At 73.5% G+C, this 18,689-nt stretch carries 9 protein-coding genes; 6 read left to right on the top strand and 3 right to left on the bottom strand.

Annotated features, from left to right (window positions below; all coding sequences use genetic code 11):
• Positions 1-16 precede the first annotated feature (16 nt).
• The 6 genes from LN042_RS14045 to LN042_RS14020 all read left to right on the top strand — a co-directional run bounded on the left by LN042_RS14045 (position 17) and on the right by LN042_RS14020 (position 9,343).
• On the top strand, positions 17-1,570 hold the full coding sequence (locus tag LN042_RS14045; protein WP_230051519.1) for a glycoside hydrolase 5 family protein: 1,554 nt from the start codon (positions 17-19) through the stop codon (positions 1,568-1,570).
• Positions 1,571-1,605: 35 nt separating this feature from the next.
• The gene (locus LN042_RS14040) at positions 1,606-5,325 is read left to right on the top strand and encodes a choice-of-anchor D domain-containing protein (protein ID WP_230051518.1); all 3,720 of its coding nucleotides are present in this window, start codon (positions 1,606-1,608) and stop codon (positions 5,323-5,325) included.
• A 292-nt stretch (positions 5,326-5,617) separates the two neighbouring features.
• Complete coding sequence (locus LN042_RS14035; protein WP_230051517.1) at positions 5,618-6,565, top strand: heavy metal-binding domain-containing protein; 948 nt, start codon at positions 5,618-5,620, stop codon at positions 6,563-6,565.
• A 59-nt stretch (positions 6,566-6,624) separates the two neighbouring features.
• On the top strand, positions 6,625-7,455 hold the full coding sequence (locus LN042_RS14030; RefSeq protein ID WP_230051516.1) for a heavy metal-binding domain-containing protein: 831 nt from the start codon (positions 6,625-6,627) through the stop codon (positions 7,453-7,455).
• A 200-nt stretch (positions 7,456-7,655) separates the two neighbouring features.
• The gene (locus LN042_RS14025; protein ID WP_230051515.1) at positions 7,656-8,093 is read left to right on the top strand and encodes a hypothetical protein; all 438 of its coding nucleotides are present in this window, start codon (positions 7,656-7,658) and stop codon (positions 8,091-8,093) included.
• A gap of 233 nt (positions 8,094-8,326) precedes the next feature.
• Positions 8,327-9,343 (top strand): aldo/keto reductase family protein, encoded by a 1,017-nt coding sequence (locus LN042_RS14020; RefSeq protein ID WP_230051514.1) that lies wholly within the window; start codon positions 8,327-8,329, stop codon positions 9,341-9,343.
• Between the two features lie 122 nt (positions 9,344-9,465).
• On the opposite strand, the gene LN042_RS14015 is transcribed toward LN042_RS14020, so the two are convergent.
• The 3 genes from LN042_RS14015 to LN042_RS14005 all read right to left on the bottom strand — a co-directional run bounded on the left by LN042_RS14015 (position 9,466) and on the right by LN042_RS14005 (position 18,410).
• Complete coding sequence (locus LN042_RS14015; RefSeq protein WP_230051513.1) at positions 9,466-10,674, bottom strand: cytochrome P450; 1,209 nt, start codon at positions 10,672-10,674, stop codon at positions 9,466-9,468.
• Positions 10,671-10,901 (bottom strand): MbtH family protein, encoded by a 231-nt coding sequence (locus LN042_RS14010; RefSeq protein WP_230051512.1) that lies wholly within the window; start codon positions 10,899-10,901, stop codon positions 10,671-10,673. Before LN042_RS14010 ends, LN042_RS14015 begins: the two co-directional genes overlap by 4 nt.
• A 66-nt stretch (positions 10,902-10,967) precedes the next feature.
• Positions 10,968-18,410, bottom strand: a complete 7,443-nt coding sequence (locus LN042_RS14005; RefSeq protein WP_230051511.1) for a non-ribosomal peptide synthetase — start codon at positions 18,408-18,410, stop codon at positions 10,968-10,970.
• Positions 18,411-18,689: the final 279 nt, after the last annotated feature.

Raw genomic sequence — 18,689 nt, 5'->3', positions numbered from 1 at the left:
GGGCCGGCGGTGGCCGGTGCCGCTGCTCGTGCTGGTGCTGCTGACCGCGCTGACCGTGCACTTGGCCGGCGACGACGGCACGGGCGGCGGTGCGGCGCGCTCCGGCGCGCCCGTGCCCGCCTGCACACCGTGGCAGGTGGCCACCACCGGCTCGGCCGCCGAGCCGCGGCCGAGCGCGCGGCAGCAGGCCGCGCGCTCCCGGCTGGCCGGCCTCAAGCTGCTCAGCTACTACCCGGCGCAGGCACCGTGGAGCCGGATGTGGCAGAACTGGCAGCCGGGCCGGGTCGACGCGGACTTCGCCCGGATCAACGGACTGGGCGCCAACGCGGTGCGGCTGATGGTCCACGCGGAGACCTTCGGCTATCCCGACCCGGACCAGGCCCGGCTGGCCGAGCTGCGGCAGGCGGTGTCGCTGGCGGCCCGGCACGGCTTGACCGTCCAGCTCACCCTGTTCGACTGGTGGAACGACTACACCGACCTGGCCGGCAGCGACCGCTGGACCCACGCGCTGCTCGATCCCTACCGAGACGACCCGCGGATCGCCTTCGTCGAGCTGAAGAACGAGGTGGACCCCGGCGACCGGGCGGCGGTCGCCTGGGTGCGCCACGAACTGCCGACGGCCCGGCAGGCCGCCGGCCACCTCCCGGTGACCGTCTCGGTGACCGGCTCCGACCCGGTCGCCCGGCTGGCCGCGCTGCGCGACGCGCTGACCGGCGACCCGCCCGACTTCTACGATCTGCACTACTACGGGGAGGCCGGTTATGCCCGCGCGGTCTTCGAAGCCGCCGAGGCGGTGGTCGCGCCGGCCCCGCTCTACATCGGCGAGACGGGCACCGCCACCGCTCCCGGCGACGGCACGGCGCAGGCCGGGGCCGAGGCCGCCCAGGACCTGTACCTGCGCACCGTCGAGTGGGCCGCCCGGTCGGCCGGCCTGCCCGCCGCCGCCCCCTGGATCTTCCAGGACATCTCCCCCGGTGACGTGCCGGACGGCGCCTCCCGCGCCCCCGAGGACCTGGACTTCGGTCTGCTGCGGGCCGACGGCAGCGAGAAACCGGCGGCGGCCTCGCTGCGCGCCCAGTTCACCGGCCCCGGCATCGGAACCGACTTCAACGGCGACCTGTCCGGCGGCCAGAACGGCACCCCCGACGACTGGACCGCCCACGACGCCTCCGCCGCCCAGGCGTTCTGGGATCCGGAGGACGGCCACCGGGGGCCGGGCAGCGCCGTGCTCAGCGGCACCTCGGGCGCCGCGGGGCGCAGCCCGTCCTACCTGGTGGAGCCGGTCGAGCAGCCCACCGCCGCCGGCCAGCGGGTGCGGCTGACCGCCTGGGCCCGGGGGGTGCGCGCGACCGGGCGCAGCACCATCGCGGTCACCTGGTTCGACCGCAACGGCACCTACCTCGGGGAGGACGAGTCGCCGCCGCTGCCGGCAGGCAGCAGCGGCTGGCGCCGGCTCAGCGTCGACTCGACCGCCCCGGCCTGTGCGGCGGCCGCCGTGCTGGCGCTCAAGTCCCGTGGCAACACCGGCCAGGCACGGTTCACCGAAGTCACCTTCTCCGTCCATCCATAGCACCGCCACCGGCACCTCCTTCAGAAGGGACACCCATGCCCACACCGCTCTCCCGTCCGAGAGCACGCCGCCCGCTGCGCGCCTTACTGGCCGGCTCGCTCCTCTTCGGCATAGCCCTGTCATCGGGTCAACTGCCGCTGGCGACACCGGCGGTGGCCGACGAGACCACCGTTTCGCAAGACGCCCTGCGGACCGGCTGGGATGCCGACGAGCCCGGCCTGGCTCCCTCACAGGTGGCCGGCTCGGACTTCGGCCGGCAGTTCTCCACCGCCGTGGACGGCCAGGTCTACGCCCAACCCGTGGTCTCCGGCGGCACCGTGGTGGTCGCCACCGAGAACGACAAGGTGTACGGCATCGCGGCCGCCACCGGCGCCACGGACTGGTCCCGCGACCTGGGCTCGCCCTGGCCCGCCTCGGTGCTCGGCTGCGGCGACCTGACCCCCGACATCGGCGTGACCGGCACCCCGGTGGTCGACAGGACGACCAACACCGTCTACCTGGCCGCCAAGGTCGACGACGGCCCGGACAGCTCGCACCCGCACTGGTACGTGCACGCCATGGACGCGGCCACCGGCGCAGAGCGCCCGGGCTGGCCCGTGACGGTGCAGGGTTCGCCGGTCAACAACCCGGGCCGGACCTTCGACCCGCTCTACGCGATGCAGCGCCCGGGCCTGCTGCTGATGGGCGGCTCGCTCTACGTGGCCTTCGGCTCGCACTGCGACCTGGGCAACTACGTCGGCTACCTGGCCGGCATCAACACCACCAGCCGCGCGATCAGCCTGTGGGCCACCGAGGACGCCTCGTCCAGCGCCAAGGCCGGCATCTGGCAGAGCGGCGGCGGCCCGGTCTCGGACGGCGCCGGACGGATCTTCGTGACCACCGGCAACGGCGTCTCCCCCGCGCCCGGCCCGGGCACCAGCCCGCCCGGCCAGCTCGCCGAGTCGCTGGTCCGGGTCGGCGTCAACGGCGACGGCTCGATGTCCGCACAGGACTTCTTCAGCCCGTCCAACGCCAGTGTGCTGGACCAGAACGACACCGACTTCGGCTCCGGCGGACCGATCGGCCTGCCGAGCCCGGCGTTCGGCACCAGCGCCCATCCGCACCTGATGGTGACGGTCGGCAAGGACGGCCGGATCTTCCTGCTGGACCGCGACCACCTCGGCGGCCGCTCGCAGGGCCCGAACGGCAGCGACGCGGTGCTGGGCACCAGTGGGCCGTTCGAGGGCGTCTGGGGCCATCCGGCGGCCTTCGGCGGCACCAGCCCGTTCGTCTACACGGTCGGCAGCAACGCCCCGCTGCGGGCCCTCGCCTACGGCACCACGGGCTCCGGCCAACCCGCGCTGACCAGTACCGGCACCAGCAGCGGCACCTTCGGCTACTCCTCGGGCTCGCCGATCGTCACCTCCAACGGGAGTGACCCGGCGAGCGCCCTGGTCTGGGTGGAGTACAGCGACGGCGCCAACGGGGCCGACGGCCAACTGCGCGCCTACGACGCGGTGCCGGTCAACGGCGTGCTGAACCTGCGCTACTCCGCGCCGATCGGCACGGCCTCGAAGTTCGGCGTGCCCGCCACCGACAACGGGCGGGTCTTCGTCGGCACCCGGGACGGCCACCTGCTCGCCTTCGGCCGCCCGTCCGGCGCCGCGCTGAGCGGCACCGCCGTGGACTTCGGTGACGTGCCGTTGGGCAGCACTGCGAACGGCACGGTGACCGTCACCGCCACCCGGAACGTCACCATCTCGGCGCTGAGTGCCGACGCACCGTTCGGCACGCCGCACAACCCCACCCTGCCAGTGACCCTGACGTCGGGTCAGTCCATCAGCGTGCCGGTCTCGTTCACCCCGACCGACCCCGCCGGAGCGATCGGCCAACTGACCCTCGGCACCGACGCCGGCACGCTCAGCGTCGGTCTGAGCGGTTACGGCCTGCACCCCGGACTGACGGTCAGCCCGCCCTCGTTGGACTTCGGCGAACTTCCCACCAGCCTCACCAAGACGCTGGGCGTGAGCTTCACCAACACCGGCAGCACCGCGGAGACGGTCTCCGCCACCGCCGCGCCCGCCTCGCCGTTCCAGACCGGCGATCTGCCGCCGGCCGGCACCGTGCTGCAGCCCAAGCAGTCGCTCATCGTCCAGGTGACCTACGCACCGACCGCCGCCCGGAGCGACACCGGCACGCTCTCCATCACCACCCAGAGCGGCACGGCCGCGCTGACCCTCACCGGCAGCGCGGTGGTCGGCCAGGCCGTGCTCAGCCTCACCCCGGCCGGCACCGACTTCGGCTCGACGCTGGTGGGCCAGACCGCCCTGCGCTCCTTCGACATCAGCAACACCGGCAACATCCCGCTGACCATCACCAAGGCCGCCCCGCCGGCCGCCCCGTTCGCGGCGATCAAGCCGGTGGCGGAGGGCCAGCAGCTGGGCCCCGGCCAGGTGATCCACCAGACCGTCAGCGTCACGCCGACGGCGGTCGGCACCGTCACCGGGACCTACCAGATCACCTCCGACGACGGGCGTGGCCCGCAACCGGTGACGCTGACCGCGACCGCCACCGCGCCGACCACCTCCACCCCGGTGACCGTGCCCGCGCCGGGCGCGGGCGGCTGGCAGCTCAACGGCTCGGCGGCACTGTCCGGCACCGACCTGCAACTCACCCAGGCCGTGACCCACCAGGCCGGCTCCGCGGTCTACCCGACGCCGGTGCTGACCGACGGGCTGACCGCCGACTTCACCTCGGTGATCGGCGGCGGCAACGGCGCCGACGGCCAGACCTTCGCGCTGCTCGACCCGGCCGTCGACACGCCCACGTCGCTCGGCTGGAACGGCGGCGGGCTCGGCTACCAGAGCCTGACCGGGGTGGCGGTGACCCTGGACACCTTCAAGGCCACCGGTGCGCCGTCCGACAACTACATGGCGATCACGGTCAAGGGCGGCACCGCCTTCGTGCAGACCGCGACCAACGTGCCGAACCTGCGGTCCGGCCCGCACGCCGTGTCCGTATCGGTCAGCGGCACCACCGTCACCGCGTCGATCGACGGGGTGCGGGTGCTCGACGCCGCCGTGCCGACGCTGCCGCCGGCCGCCCTGGTCGCCTTCACCGGCGGCACCGGCGGGCTCGACGACCTCCACACCGTCCGCGACGTGCACATCCAGGCCAACGGCTACGCCGTGGCCCCGCCCGGCCCGGACGGCTGGAGCCACAACGGCTCGGCCGCGATGTCCGGCACCGACCTGGTGCTGACCCAGGCGGTGGCCAACCAGGCCGGCAGTGCGTTCCCCGCCACCCCGGTCGCCTCCGCCAACCTGCGGGCCCACTTCACCGCGCAGATCGGCAACGGCACCGGCGCCGACGGCCTGGCCTTCGTCCTGCTCGACGCGGCCAAGGCCGGACCGACCGCGCTCGGCGGCTCCGGCGGCGGCATGGGATACGCCGGACTGCCCGGTGTGGCCGTGGTGCTGGACACCATCAAGCACACCGGCGACCCGTCGAACAACTTCGTCGCGGTCGCCACCGGCGCGGTCAACAACCGCCTGCAGTACGCGGCCACCTCGACCACCGTGCCGCCGCTGCGGCAGGGCACCCACACCGTCGACGTGACCGCCACCCCGGCGGGCCACCTGCAGGTGGCGATCGACGGCAAGCAGGTCATCGACACCCCGGTCGCCCTGCCGGCCAACGTGCTGACCGGGTTCTCCGCGGCCACCGGCGGCTACACGGACGTGCACACCGTGCGGGGGGTGAGCATCGGCTACTGACGGGCCGCCAGGCCGACTTGGGCTCGACGCCTTCTGGCTCGACGCCCGGTGGCTCGGTGCCCGGTGAGTCGAATCCCGGCGGCCCGGAGCAGTCGTCCGGGCCGCCTCCGGCACTCCGCCGCGCCCGGACGGCCTCGTCAGCCGCCCGGGCGGCCGGAGGTGCCGGCGCTGCCGACGACCACTGAGCCCGTCGAGGCCGACAACCTCCACCCTGCTGTTGCGGCCCGAGCCGCTGCGCGTATGGTGCGGTGTCGGACATCGGTGCCGGGTCGGCCGGCTGAACGGGGGACGCATGACGCAGTCGTGGACCGGTACCGGGCTGCCTCCGGTGGCCGCGGCACGAGTCGCCGACGGCCGGACCGGCGGCACCTGGTCGTCGGCCCTGTCGACCGGCGAGTTCGCCGCGATCAGGTCGGTCGGGTTCGAGCCGGTCGGCCAGGTGATGGGGTCGGCGGTCTACCACGTCGGCCGCAGCGGCCGGTACTGGGGCTACCACGCCTGCCAGTACGGCGGCGCCGGCCGGACGGGCGGCGGGTACGGCCCCGCCGGCGTCGCGCTGTCGGGCAGCGGTGCGCCCTCCGCCGCGCTGGTGCGGGTGCTGGACTCGGCACGGCGCGCCGCACTCGGCCGGATGAGCGCCGAGTGCGCCGCGCTGGGTGGCGACGGGGTGGTGGCGGCGCAGCTGACGATGGCTCCTTTCCCGTCCGCGCCGAACTGCCTGGAGTTCAAGGTGATCGGCACCGCGGTCCGGGCGGCCGGGCCGGTGCGACCGCGCCGGCCGTTCACCTCGCACCTGGACGGCCAGGGCTTCGCCAAGCTGGTCACGGCCGGCTGGGTGCCGGTGGAGCTGCTGGTCGGGATGTCCATCGGGGTGCGCCACGACGACTACCGGACCCGGCGGCAGACCTACTCCTGGTCCAATCAGGAGATGGACGGCTGGTCGGCGCTGGTCCAACGGGTCCGTGCCGACGCCCGGACCCAGTTGGCCCGGCAGGGCGCCGAGCACGGCGGGGACGGCGTGATCCTGGCCGACAGCGACCTGCGCGTCTGGGAGGAGCGCTGCATCAGCAGCAGCCAGAACAACGAGCAGACCGACCACATCGCGGAGAGCACCCTGCTCGGTACGGCCGTCGCCCGTTTCGCCACCGCCCCGGCCGAGCCGCGCACCCTCACGGTCATGCCGCTGAACGACGGCGGCGACCGGCTGCGCCGCCGGCTGGCCCAGGCAGCCCGCCGCTAGGCCACCGCCCCCGCTTCGTCAGACGGACGTCATCAGCACTCACCCGGAGAACGGACCAGATGAGCACTTTCGATCCCACCGCGCAGGGGGTGCCGGCCGACGCGATGCGCCGGCTTGCCGAGCTGCAGCCCGGCAAGCCCGGCTCGATCTTCACCAGTGACCTGTCGGTCAACGAGTTCCTGCTGGTCCGGGAGGCCGGTTTCCAGCCGATCGGGCTGGTCCTGGGCAGCTCGATCTACCACGTGGGGATCCAGCTCGGCCGCTGGGGCAAGAACCAGGAGCTGGAGACGCTCAGCCAGGCCATGTACCACGCCCGGGAGTTGGCGATGACCCGGATGGAGGCCGAGGCCGCGGCGCTGGGCGCGGACGGCATCGTGGGCGTCCGGCTGAGCGTGGAGGCACGGGAGTTCGGCTCGGACATCGCCGAGTTCATCGCCATCGGCACCGCCGTGAAGGCCGACCGGCCCGCGCCCGGCGGTACCGGCTGGCGCAACAACAAGGGTCAGCCGTTCACCTCCGACCTGTCCGGCCAGGACTTCTGGACGCTCATCCGGGCCGGCTACGCGCCGCTCGGCATGACGATGGGCAGCTGCGTCTACCACATCGCGCACCAGAAGCTGGGCTCGGTCTTCTCCAACATCGGCAAGAACGTGGAGATCGAGCAGTTCACCCAGGCGCTGTACGACGCCCGCGAGCTGGCCATGGCCCGGATGCAGGCCGAGGCCGAGGAACTGCAGGCCGAGGGCATCGTCGGCGTGCAGCTCAACGCCAACAACCACCGCTGGGGCGGCCACACCACCGAGTTCTTCGCCATCGGCACGGCGGTGCGCCCGCTGCGCGAGGACCATGAGATCGAGCGGCCGACCATGGTGCTGAGCCTGGACCGCTAGCGCCGTCGGCCGCGGGTCGTGCCCCGGCGGTCCACCGGCCGCCCGGCAGGCCCTAAGCTGCGCGGGGGCGGCCCGTCCACCCAGGCCCTAAGCTGCGCGGGGGCGGGGCTGGCGCGCCCCGCCCAGGCCCTGAGAACCTGCGCGGGGCCGGCGGGGCTCAACGTGCCCCGCCGGCCCGCGCGATCGCACCAAGGAGCGAGATGACCGACCACGGCGAGCTCGAGCCGGTCCCGGAGGACTCGGATTCGATCGACCTGCTCGCGGCCGCCCTCCGGCGGGATGCCACCGACCTGGAGGTGTACACCCAGGTGCTGACCGGGGCGCTCGCGGACGCGCTGCCCGCGGACGCCGTGGCCGTGGAGCGCCGACGCAGCCTTGCCGACCGGATGGCCGGCCGGCCCGGCCGGATCGAGCGGCTGGAGGTCTCCATGGACGAGCAGCGGCTGACCCTGAGCGTGGTCCAGGGGCGGGCGGCGGGCGAGGTGTGCCGGGTGGTGCGCGGGGTGGTGCTGTCGCGGCGGCCGGTGCCGCTGGACGAGTGGACCCGCGAGCTGGCGGCGGCCGTCACGGCCCGGGCCCGCTCGGACGCCCGCGCCCGGGCCGCGCTGGAGCAGCTGCTGCTCGGCGGCCGTCCGTAGGGTTCGCCGCGGCGGCCGGTCACCGGGGCGGCGAACCGCAGACCCCGCTGGGAGCAAGCCCAGCGGCACCCGGTGGCCGGAGCTGCGCGGCTTGCCGCCGCGAGCACCGGTCGGTCGGGAGGGGAGAAGCGGAACCGAGCACCAAAGCCGCCTGCCCGCAATGGTGTCGTGCGCATTCCCGGTTGTTCTGCGAAGCGCACCCGCCGGTCGATTCGCATTGGTAGCGTGGTGACATGAATTTCCGTCATCTCGGCCGTAGCGGCCTGATCGTGAGTCGACTCGCGTACGGAAACTGGTTGACCCGGAGCTCGTCCCGGAATGAGGAAACGGAGCTCGCTTGCGTGCGGGCCGCCCTCGATGCCGGAATCACCACCTTCGACACCGCCGACGTCTATGCCGGCACCCTGGCCGAGGAATCACTGGGCCGGGCGCTGAAGGGTGAACGCCGGGAAGGGCTGGAGGTCCTCACCAAGGTCTTCGCGCCCAGCGGGCCGGGCCGCAACGACCTCGGGCTGTCCCGCAAGCACATCCGGGAGTCCATCGACGGCTCCCTGCGCCGGCTGGGCATGGACTACGTAGACGTCTACCAGGCCCATCGGTTCGACGTCTCCACCCCGCTGGAAGAGACCATGGAGGCCTTGGCCGACGTGGTGCACCAGGGGAAGGCGCACTACATCGGGGTCTCCGAGTGGACCGCCGACCAGCTCCGGCGCGGGCACGCGCTCGCCCGCGAGCTGAGGATCCCGCTGGTCTCCAACCAGGCGCAGTACTCGGCGCTGTGGCGGGTTCCCGAGGCCGAGGTGATGCCGGTCTGCGAGGAGCTCGGCATCGGGCAGCTGGTCTGGTCGCCGCTGGCCCAGGGGGTGTTGACCGGCAAGTACCTGCCGGGCGGGCAGTGGCCCGAGGGTTCTCGGGCCACCGACTCCAACGACGGCTCGGACCTGCTGGCCGGCTGGCTGACCGATGACGTCCTCGGCAGGGTGCGGCAGTTGGGTCCGATCGCCGCGGACCTCGGTCTGAGCACCGCCCAGCTGGCGCTCGCCTGGGTGCTCCGGCACCCCAATGTGTCGGCCGCCGTGATCGGCGCCTCCCGGCCGGAGCAGATCACGGACAACGCCAGGGCCGTTGACGTCCAGCTGGACACCGGGGTGCTGACGGCGATCGATGCCGTGCTCTCCCCGGTGGTCAGCCGTGATGCCGCCGCCACCGGGGAGAGCAGCCCCACCGACCCGGGCTGGCGCCTGGCCTGACCGGACCGGAGACCGGACCGGAGCGCGACGGCGAGCCGCCGCGCGGGCACCCGACGGGCGTCCGTGCGGCGGCTCGCCGTCTCAGTCCGGCGACGTCGCCCCCGGACCGGAAATGGCGGACATCACCACTGGACCGGCAATTGCAGGAGGCTGCGGACCTGCATTCCGTCCTTCCATTCCAGTGATTCCAGCGGAATCGCGCACCGCATGTCGGGAAGGCGGGTGAGCAGTGTTTCCAGCGCCACCTGCATTTCCAGTCGCGCGAGCGGCGCGCCGAGGCAGCGGTGGATTCCGTAGCCGAAACCAAGGTGCGGATTGTGCTCACGCGTCACGTCGAACCGGTCGGCGTCCTGGAATACCGCCTCGTCCCGGTTGGCCGAAGGGATCGCGGGCAGGACGGATTCGCCGGCGCGGACCAGCGTGCCGCTCAGTTCGACGTCCTCGGTGGCGTAGCGGGCGAAGGTGACGTGGGAGATGAGCGGTACGTACCGCATCAGCTCCTCGACGGCCCCCGGCAGCAGGTCGGGCTGCCGCTGGAGCAGTCCGAGCTGGTCGGGGTGGGTCAGCAGCACGTAGAGCGAGTCGATCAGTTGGGAGGAGACCGTCTCGTGGCCGGCGATCAGCAGCACGCTGGCCAGCTCGATCAGCTCCTGCTCGGAGAGCTTGTCCTCCTCGTCGCTGGCCTTGACCATGGCGCTGATCAGGTCGTCCTGCGGCTCCTGCCGACGGCTGACCATCAGCTTGCCGATGTAGTCGTACAGCCGCTGGGTGTCCGCCTCGATCTCGTCCTCGGACATCACCGTGGTCGCGGAGAAGGCGTCCAGCCAGCCGCGGAACTCCTCGCGGTCCTCGAACGGCACGCCGAGCAGGTCGCAGATGACGGTGCCCGCGAACGGCACCGCGAAGCCCTCCATCAGATCGCCGGGTTCGCCCGCCGCGACCAGGGCGTCGACCAGCCGGTCGGCCTCCCGCTCGATCTTCGGGCGCAGCAGCTCCACCCGGCGCATGGTGAACACCTTGGAGAGCAGCCGCCGCAGCCGGGCGTGGTCGTGCGAGTCCATGCCCAGGATGCTGGTGTTGATCGGCAGCGGGGTCAGCCGCGACTCGTCGTGCTGGGCGGCAGCCGCTCGGCTGAACCGGGGATCACCGAGGATCGTCTTCATGTCGGCGTGGTTGGTGACCAGCCAGGCGTCCTCGCCGTAGGGGCAGGAGACCCGCAGGACGGGCTGCTCGGCGCGCAACTGCTGGTAGAGCGGGTCGAGTTCCAGTGCCTCGGCCTCGTTGAAGGGGTAGCCGGGAGGGGTGGTGTGGTCCATGGTCTGGTCACTCATGCCGAACGCGCCTCCGAGAGTTGGGTGTGGTGGTCGGCGAGGCTCTTGGGCCGCAGGTCGGTCCAGTTCTCGTCGACGTACGCCAGGCACTGGTCGTGGGTGGACGGTCCGTACACCGTGCGCCAGCCGGCCGGGACCGCGGTGAAGGCCGGCCACAGGGAGTGCTGCTCCTCGTCGTTGACCAGCACCAGGAAGGTGCCGTCGGTGTCGCCCCAGGAATTGCTCACGGGTCTTCCTTCCGAGGATTGGCGGGAGTTGAGGGAAACGCCGGGGTCTGCGGGTACCGGCCGGGCTCAGTGCTCGGCGGGCGGTGGCGGGAAGAAGCCCGAGCTGATGAAGGAGTCGATGTAGGCGCGCAGCAGCGCGCCGTCCAGCGGCGGGAACTCCAGACCCGAACCGGCGAGCCCGGCCAGGGTGTTGGTCCGCTCGAACCGGATCCGCCCGAGCCGGTCCAGCTCGGGCAGGACGTCGGTGAGCAGGACGGCTCCGTCCAGCGTGCCGGCCTCCGCCTCCGCGCGTTCGTGCACGGCACGGGTCCAGTCGTCCAGCCCAGTGTGCGCCAACTTGTAGCCGTACGAGCGCAGTTGGTCCAGTACGTCCGCGACCGGCAGCGGGGTGGGGCAGACCAGGTGGTGGGCCAGGCCCGCGCTGCCGGGGCGCCGGGAGAGCCGGACGATGGCGGAGGCGGCGTAGTCGACGGGCACCAGGTCGACGAGCTGGGCGGTGTCCCGGGCGGGACGCGGGGCCGCGCCGACCACCAGCATGGCACGCACCAACTGCCAGAACACGTCCCGGGTGGAGCCCGCACCGGTCACGGTGCTCCCGCTCACCCGGCCCAACCGGTAGACGCCGACCGGGATGCCGCGCCCGCCGGCCGCCCACACCAGCTCCTCGGCCGCCCACTTGCTGGCGGGGTAGCCACCCGCCATCACCTCCCGCGCGCCCAGCCGGCGGGACTCGGGCACGGTGCCGTCCCGTTCGTCGGCGCGGACGGCGACGGCGGCCGTGGAGACGTGGTGCACCGGCACACCGCCGGCCAGCGCGGCCAGGCGCAGCACCTCCTGGGTTCCCGACACATTGGCCGCCCGCAGCAGCTGGTAGGGGTCGACCGCGCTGACCCGCGCGCCATCGTGGTAGACGGCGTCCAGCCGTGCGGCGAGCCGCTCGAACCGCTCGGGGGTCAGCCCCAGCAGCGGCTGCTCCAGGTCGCCCGGCACGGCCACGATCCGGCGGCGGGAGAACTCGTTCCACAGCCCGTAGCCGCTCAGGCTGCGGCGGATCCGCCGGTGGGCCTGCTCCTCGTCCTCGGCCCGCACCAGGCAGTGGACGTCCGCGTCGGTGCGGTCGAGCAACTCGCGCAGCAGGAAGGCACCGAGGAAGCCGGTCGCACCGGTCAGCAGCAGGCTCTCCCGGGCGGGGGACGCGGACAGCCGGCCGGGCCGACCGTCCACCCCGCTGCCCGCCGCGGTCGGCCGCGGGGTGACGGTGATCCCCGGGTCCAGCACGGAGTCCGCCGCGAGCCGGGCGGGCGTCGGGCCGGCCGCGGGGCCGGCCCCGGGCGAGCCGTCGAGTGCGGCCAGCAGCGCGGCCACCGACTGGTGCTCGAAGAGCGTGCGCACTGCCGGAGCGACGCCCAGTCGGCGCCGGATGCCGCTGATCACCCTGGGCACCAGCAGCGAGTTGCCGCCGAGGGCGAAGAAACCGTCGTCGATGCTCACCCTGGGGACGCCCAGGACCTCGGCGAACAGCTCGCAGAGGATCTGCTCGCGCGGACTGCGCGGTGCCCGGCCCGCCGACAGCGCCGCGAAATCGGGCTCCGGCAGCGCGGCCCGGTCGACCTTGCCGGTCACCGTCACCGGCAGTGCGTCCACCACCAGCACCGCGGCCGGGACCAGGTACTGCGGCAGCAGACCGGCCAGTCGGCCGCGCAGCTCCCGGCCGTCCGGCGGCACCTCGCCATCGGCCGGCACCGCGTACGCGGCCAGGTAACTGCCGCCGTGCCGGTCCTCCTTGGGGACGACGACCGCCTGCGCCACGCCGGGGAGACCGCTGAGCGCGGCCTCCACCTCGCCGGTCTCGATCCGGAAGCCCCGGATCTTCACCTGGCCGTCGGCACGGCCGACGAACTGCAGCTGACCGTCGTCGTTCCAGCGGACCAGGTCACCGGTCCGGTACATCCGGCTGCCCGGCGGGCCGAAGGGGTCGGCCACGAAACGGTCGGCGGTGAGACCGGGTCGGCACAGGTAGCCGCGCGCCACCCCGGCGCCGGCGACGTGCAGTTCGCCGATCACCCCGGGCGGTACCAGGGTCAGGTCGCGGTCGAGCACGTAGACCCGGGCGTTGACGGTGGCCCGGCCGATCGGTGGCGTGGCGCTGCCGGCGAGTGGGGCGCTGAGGGTGGCGCAGACGGTGGTCTCGGTCGGGCCGTAGCCGTTGAGGAAGCGCCGACCGGCCGACCAGCGGCGCACCGTCTCGCCCGGGAGCGCCTCACCGGAGGCGATCATCGAGGTGAGCGAGGGCAGCTGCTGCGGCTCCAACGCGCTCAACGCGGCCGTCGGCAGGGTGGCGTGGCTGATCCGGTGCCGCTCCACCAGAGCGGTCAGCGCCGGCCCGGGAGCGGTGGTCTCGGCGGGTGCCATCACCAGCGTCGCTCCGGTGAGCAGCGCGCCCCACAGCTCCCAGACCGCTCCGTCGAAGCTGTGCGAGGCGAACTGCAGGATCCGGCTGGACCCGGTCACCCCGAACCGCCGCAGCTGCGCCTCCGCCACCCCGGCGAAGCCCGAATGCGTCACCACCACGCCCTTGGGACGCCCGGTGGAGCCGGAGGTGTAGACCACGTACGCGGGGTGATCACAGGTCAGCGGCTCGATCCGGTCGGCGTCGGTGACCCGGGTCTGCGGCCGGTCGGCCACCGAGCGCCGGTTGTGGGCCGAGTCGAGGACGATCCGCGGCGTTCCGGTCAGCGGCAGCACGGTGGCGGAGTCGGTCAGCAGCACCGTGGGGCGGACGTCCTCGGCCATCGACTCCAGCCGCGCCGCCGGATAGTCGGCGTCCAGCGGCACGTACGCCCCGCCCGCTTTCAGCACGGCCAGGGTGGCGACGACCGCGTCGACGCCCCGGGGCAGCGCGATGCCCACGAACCGTTCCGGGCCGACACCGTGGCCGATCAGCCGGCGGGCGAGCCGGTTGGAGCGCAGGTCCAGTTCGCGGTAGCTGAGCCGGCTGACGGCGCCCGTCCCGTCGTCGTGGATCAGCGCGGTGGCGTGCGGGGTGCGCCGGACCTGGGCCTCGAACAGCTCGGGGAGGGTTCGGCGCGGCACGTCCGGACCGCCGTCCCCGCTGTGCGCCAGCAGCCGCTCGCGCTCCTCGGGCAGCACCACGTCGAGGTTGCCGAGGCGCCGCCCCGGGTCGGCGGTCACCGCCGCCAGCAGGTGGGTGAACCGCTGCAGCAGGAGTCGGATGCCGGCGCGGTCGAAGAGGTCGGTGCGGTACTCGGCCACTCCGGCCATGCCCTGGGGCCGCCGGTCGGGGCCGAACTGCTCCTGGAGGCTGATCGAGAGGTCGAACCGGCTGGCACCGGTGCCCACCTCCCGCTGGGTGACGGTCAGGCCGGGCAGCCGCGGGGTGGCCTGCGGAGCGTTCTGCAGGGCCAACAACACCTGGAACAGCGGGTGGTGGGCCAGGCCGCGGGCCGGAGCGAGGGCGTCCACCAGCTGTTCGAACGGCACGTCCTGGTGAGCGTAGGCGGCCAGGTCGCCCTCCCGGACCCGGGCCAGCAGTTCGCGGAAGGACGGGTTGCCGGCGGTGTCGGTGCGCAGCACCAGCGTGTTGACGAAGAACCCGACCAGCTCGTCGAGCGCGTGGTCGGTGCGTCCAGCGACCGGGGTGCCGATCACGATGTCGCTGCCGGCGCCGAGCTTGGTGAGCAGGGCCGCGAGCGCGGCGTGCAGCACCATGAACGGGCTGGCTCCGACCTGTTCGGCCAACTCGGTGATCCGCCGGTGCAGTTCCTGGTCCAGCGTGAAGCGCACGGTGTCGCCGCGCTGGCCGGCCACCGCCGGCCTGGGCCGGTCGGTGGGCAGTTCCAGCCGCTCGGGCAGGCCTGCCAGGGTGCGCCGCCAGTAGCCGAGTTGCCGGGCGGCCCGGCTGCGCGGGTCGTCCTCGTCGCCCAGCAGCCGCCGCTGCCAGAGGGTGTAGTCGGCGTACTGGACGGGCAGCGGCTCGAGTTGCGGCGCGCGGCCCCTGCGGCGCGCGGCGTAGGCCGCGGCGAGGTCGCGCCAGAGCGGCGCCAATGACCAGCCGTCACAGGCGATGTGATGCACCACCAGGACCAGGGTGTGCCGCTCGGGAGCGGTGCGCAGCAGATGGGCCCGGATGGGCGGCTCCCGATCGAGCTCGAAGGGCAGCGTGACCGCCGCCGCGACCGCCGCCGCCGACGCTTCGGCGGCCACCTCGGTGCACTCGAGCCGCAGCCGGGCCGCGGCAGGGTCCAGCACGTGCTGACGGGGGATGCCCGCGGCTGCGGGGAAGACGGTCCGCAGGCTCTCGTGACGGGCCAGCAGGTCGGCCAGCGCTGCCTCCAGGGCCGCCCGGTCCACGGCACCCGCCAAGTCGAGCACCAGCGGCACGTGGTAGCCGGCGCCCGCCGTGTGCAGTTGGTCGAGGAACCACAGCCGCCGCTGGGCGAAGGAGAGCGGCACCGGCGTGGGCCGTGCTCCGGCCGTCAGCGCCGGCCGGTCCCCCACCACCGCCTGGCGCACCGCCTCGGCCAGTCCGGCCACGGTGGGCGTCTCGAAGACGCTGCGCACCGGCAGCTCCACCCCGAGGGCCGACCGCAGCCGGGTGCTGAGCCTGGTGGCGGAGAGGGAGTGGCCACCGAGCGCGAAGAAGCTGTCGTCGATGCCGATCTCGCCGGTGCCCAGGATGTCGGCGTAGAGCTCGCAGAGCAGCCGTTCCATCGGGTCGCGCGGGGCCCGCCCGTTCCTGGTGGCGCCGGCGTCCGGCTCGGGCAGGCGCCGGCGGTCCACCTTGCCGTTGGGCGTCAGCGGCAGCGCCTCCAGGACCACCGTCGTGGCGGGCAGCAGGTACTCCGGCAGCCGGTCGCGCAGGTAGGCGCGGATCGAGGACAGCAGCGCGCCGGTGTCCCGGGCGCTCGCCGGGGCGTTGACCAGCGAGCTGATCGGCGCCCCGGTCGGCCGTGGTGCATCGGCCCAGGTGCCCGGACGACGGCCGGTCAGGGTGACCTCAAGGGTGTCCGGGCCCGTGGCCGACCAGCAGATGGAGGCCCGCAGGCCCAGTTTCTCGGCCACCCGGTGGAACTCCTCCACCTGGTCGACCTCGGCGTCGTCCCGGGCGCCCAACACCGGTACCCCGTCGGACTGTTCGTCCGCCAGCGCGCGCAACGCCCGGATGACCGGCCGCAGTCGCTCGTCCGGCACCCCGACGACCCGCAGCTCTTCGGCGCGGCCGAGGCGGCCGGTCAGCTCAGCGGGACTGCTGAGGTCCTGCCCCCACACCAGTTCCCGGACCGGCAGGGCGGTTTCGGGCACCGCCCCCTTCTTGCGGAGCACCGCGTCATAGCGGTAGCGGGTCAGCTCGTTGACGCATCGACCGCGCTTGACCCGCACCTCGCTGCCCTCGACCTCGGGCAGGGTGTGCGCCAGCTCGGTGAAGAAGGCCGGGTCGACCAGCAACTCCTTCTCGCGCACCAGGTTACGCTCGACGGCCGCCCGGATCGCCGCGCGGTCGGCCGGCAGTTCCGGGCGACGCAGCCGGACGTCGGTGTGGAAGGCGCGCAGCAGCCGCAACTGCCGTACGTCTCCGACGAAGAGGGCGCCGCCGGGGACCAGCAGCTCGACCGCGCCGGCCAGCACCTCGGCGAGGTAGCGGCCGTCCGGGAAGTACTGCGTGACCGAGTTGATGACGACGGTGTCGAAGTAGTCGCGCGGCAGCTCGGCCGTCCGGTGGGCGGCGAGGGCGCGCAGCTCGACCCGCCCGGCCAACGCCGGGTCGCGGGCCACCAGCGCTCCCAGTGCCTCGACGACCCGACCGGAGAGGTCGGTGCCCCAGTAGGCCTCGCAGTCCCGGGCCAGCCGGGCCAGCAGCAGGCCGGTTCCGACGCCGATCTCCAGCACCCGGCGCGGGCGCAGCTCGCGGATCCGGGCCACGGTGGCCTCCCGCCACTCGTGCATCTGGTCCGGCGGGATGGGCCCGCCGTCGTAACTGCTGTTCCAGCCCGAGAAGTCCTCGCCGAGCCGTGCCTCGGCGGCGCCCTGGTAGAGGGTGTCGTAGATCCCCTGCCATTCGGCCACGGAGTCGGTGGGCTCCTGGGCACGGCCCTGATCGGCCGGCACCACGTAGGCGAGCAGCCGTTTCTGCCCCGCGCGGTCGGCGCCAACCACCACGGCGGCCTGGGCCACCTCGGGATGCCCGCCGAGCACGGCCGCCACCTCGCCGGGTTCCACCCGGAATCCGCGGATCTTCACCTGGTCGTCGGCGCGGCCGACGAACTCCAAGTCCCCGCAAGGGGTTTGGCGCACCAGGTCGCCGGTGCGGAACAGCCGCGCGCCGGGCTCGCCGTAGGGGTCGGCGACGAACCGCTCGGCGGTCAGGCCGGGCCGCCCCCAGTAGCCCCGGGCCAGGCCCGAACCGCCGACGTGGAGTTCGCCGACCTCGCCCGGCGCGACGGGGCGCAGGCGTCGGTCGAGGACGGCCGTGCGCATCCCGGCCATGGCGGTGCCGATCGGCACCCGGGTGCCGATCCGGTCGGCGTCGGCCATCCGGTGGCAGGTGGCGAACGTGGTGGTCTCGGTGGGACCGTAGCCGTTGCCGACCGCCGTTCCGGGGCAGGCCGCAAGCACGCGGCGTACGGCGGCGGGCGGGACTTCGTCCCCGCCGGTCCACACCTCGCGCAGGCCGGTGAAGCAGCCCGGGTCCTCCTCCGCCAGGACGGCGAACAGCCCGGCCGTCACCCAGAGTGCGGTGACACCCGCGCCGCTGACGGCATCGGCCACGGCAGCCGCGTCCAGCTCGCCCTCGGGTGCGACCACCACGGTCCCACCGGACAGCAGTGGCACCCACAGCTCGTACGTCGAGGCGTCGAAGGCGTGCGGCGAGTGCAGCAGGACGCGGCGGTGGGCGCCACCGTGGAACGACGGGTCCTGCGCCAGGCCGACCACGTTCTCATGGGTGACCGCCACTCCCTTGGGGGTGCCGGTCGAACCGGAGGTGAACATGATGTACGCCAACTGGCCCGGCCTGACGGGCACGTCGAGGGCAGTGGGCGGTTCCTCCGGCTCGGTCTCGACGGGCGGCACCGGGATCGCCGGCAGGCCGGGGCCGACCTGGGCCGCCGGGTGCGGCTCGGCGGCCAGCAGCAGCCGGGCACCGGTCTGCTCCAGCAGCCAGGCCAGCCGGGCGGCGGGCTGGCGCGGATCCAGCGGCAGGTAGCAGCCGCCCGACCTGGCGACCGCGAGCAGCGCCACCACCAACTCGGCCGAGCGCTCCAGCAGGACCGCGACGACCGACTCCGGGCCAGCTCCCGCGGCCACCAGGCGGTGGGCCAACGCCTCAGCTCTGGCATCAAGCTGACGGTACGTCAGGCTTGTGCCGTCACTGACCAGCGCGGTCGCGTCGGGCGTGCGTTCGACCTGGCGGCGGAATGCCTCCGGCAGGGTCTCACCGAGCGGACCGCGGACCGGTGGAAGTGGATGCTGAGAGGGGCGCTGGGCGGACACGGGTCAAGAACTCCTCTGCGCGGACGTTGCGGGACGCGGCAACGGCAGCCCGGCGGCCGAGGGCTCATGGCAGGACACCGGACGGCCTGGCGGGCAGGTGATCGCGAAGACTAATCAGGATCATGCCAAAGATCGCCGCCATCCATTCGGGCGCGGTCATGGTTTCGGCACTTCTCGCACACAGATCGTCTTCGAGTGGCGACTCTGGGCAACACCCCAGGTGTGCGCGGCTGGGACGTGCCTCCACCGCGTTCCGCCAGCCGCACCTTGCGCGCCCGG

The sequence above is a fragment of the Kitasatospora humi genome, assembly GCF_020907985.1.
Lineage (GTDB): Bacteria > Actinomycetota > Actinomycetes > Streptomycetales > Streptomycetaceae > Kitasatospora > Kitasatospora humi.
The sequence above is the reverse complement of the archived record's forward strand: the minus strand, read 5'-3'. Positions and strand labels throughout refer to the sequence as shown.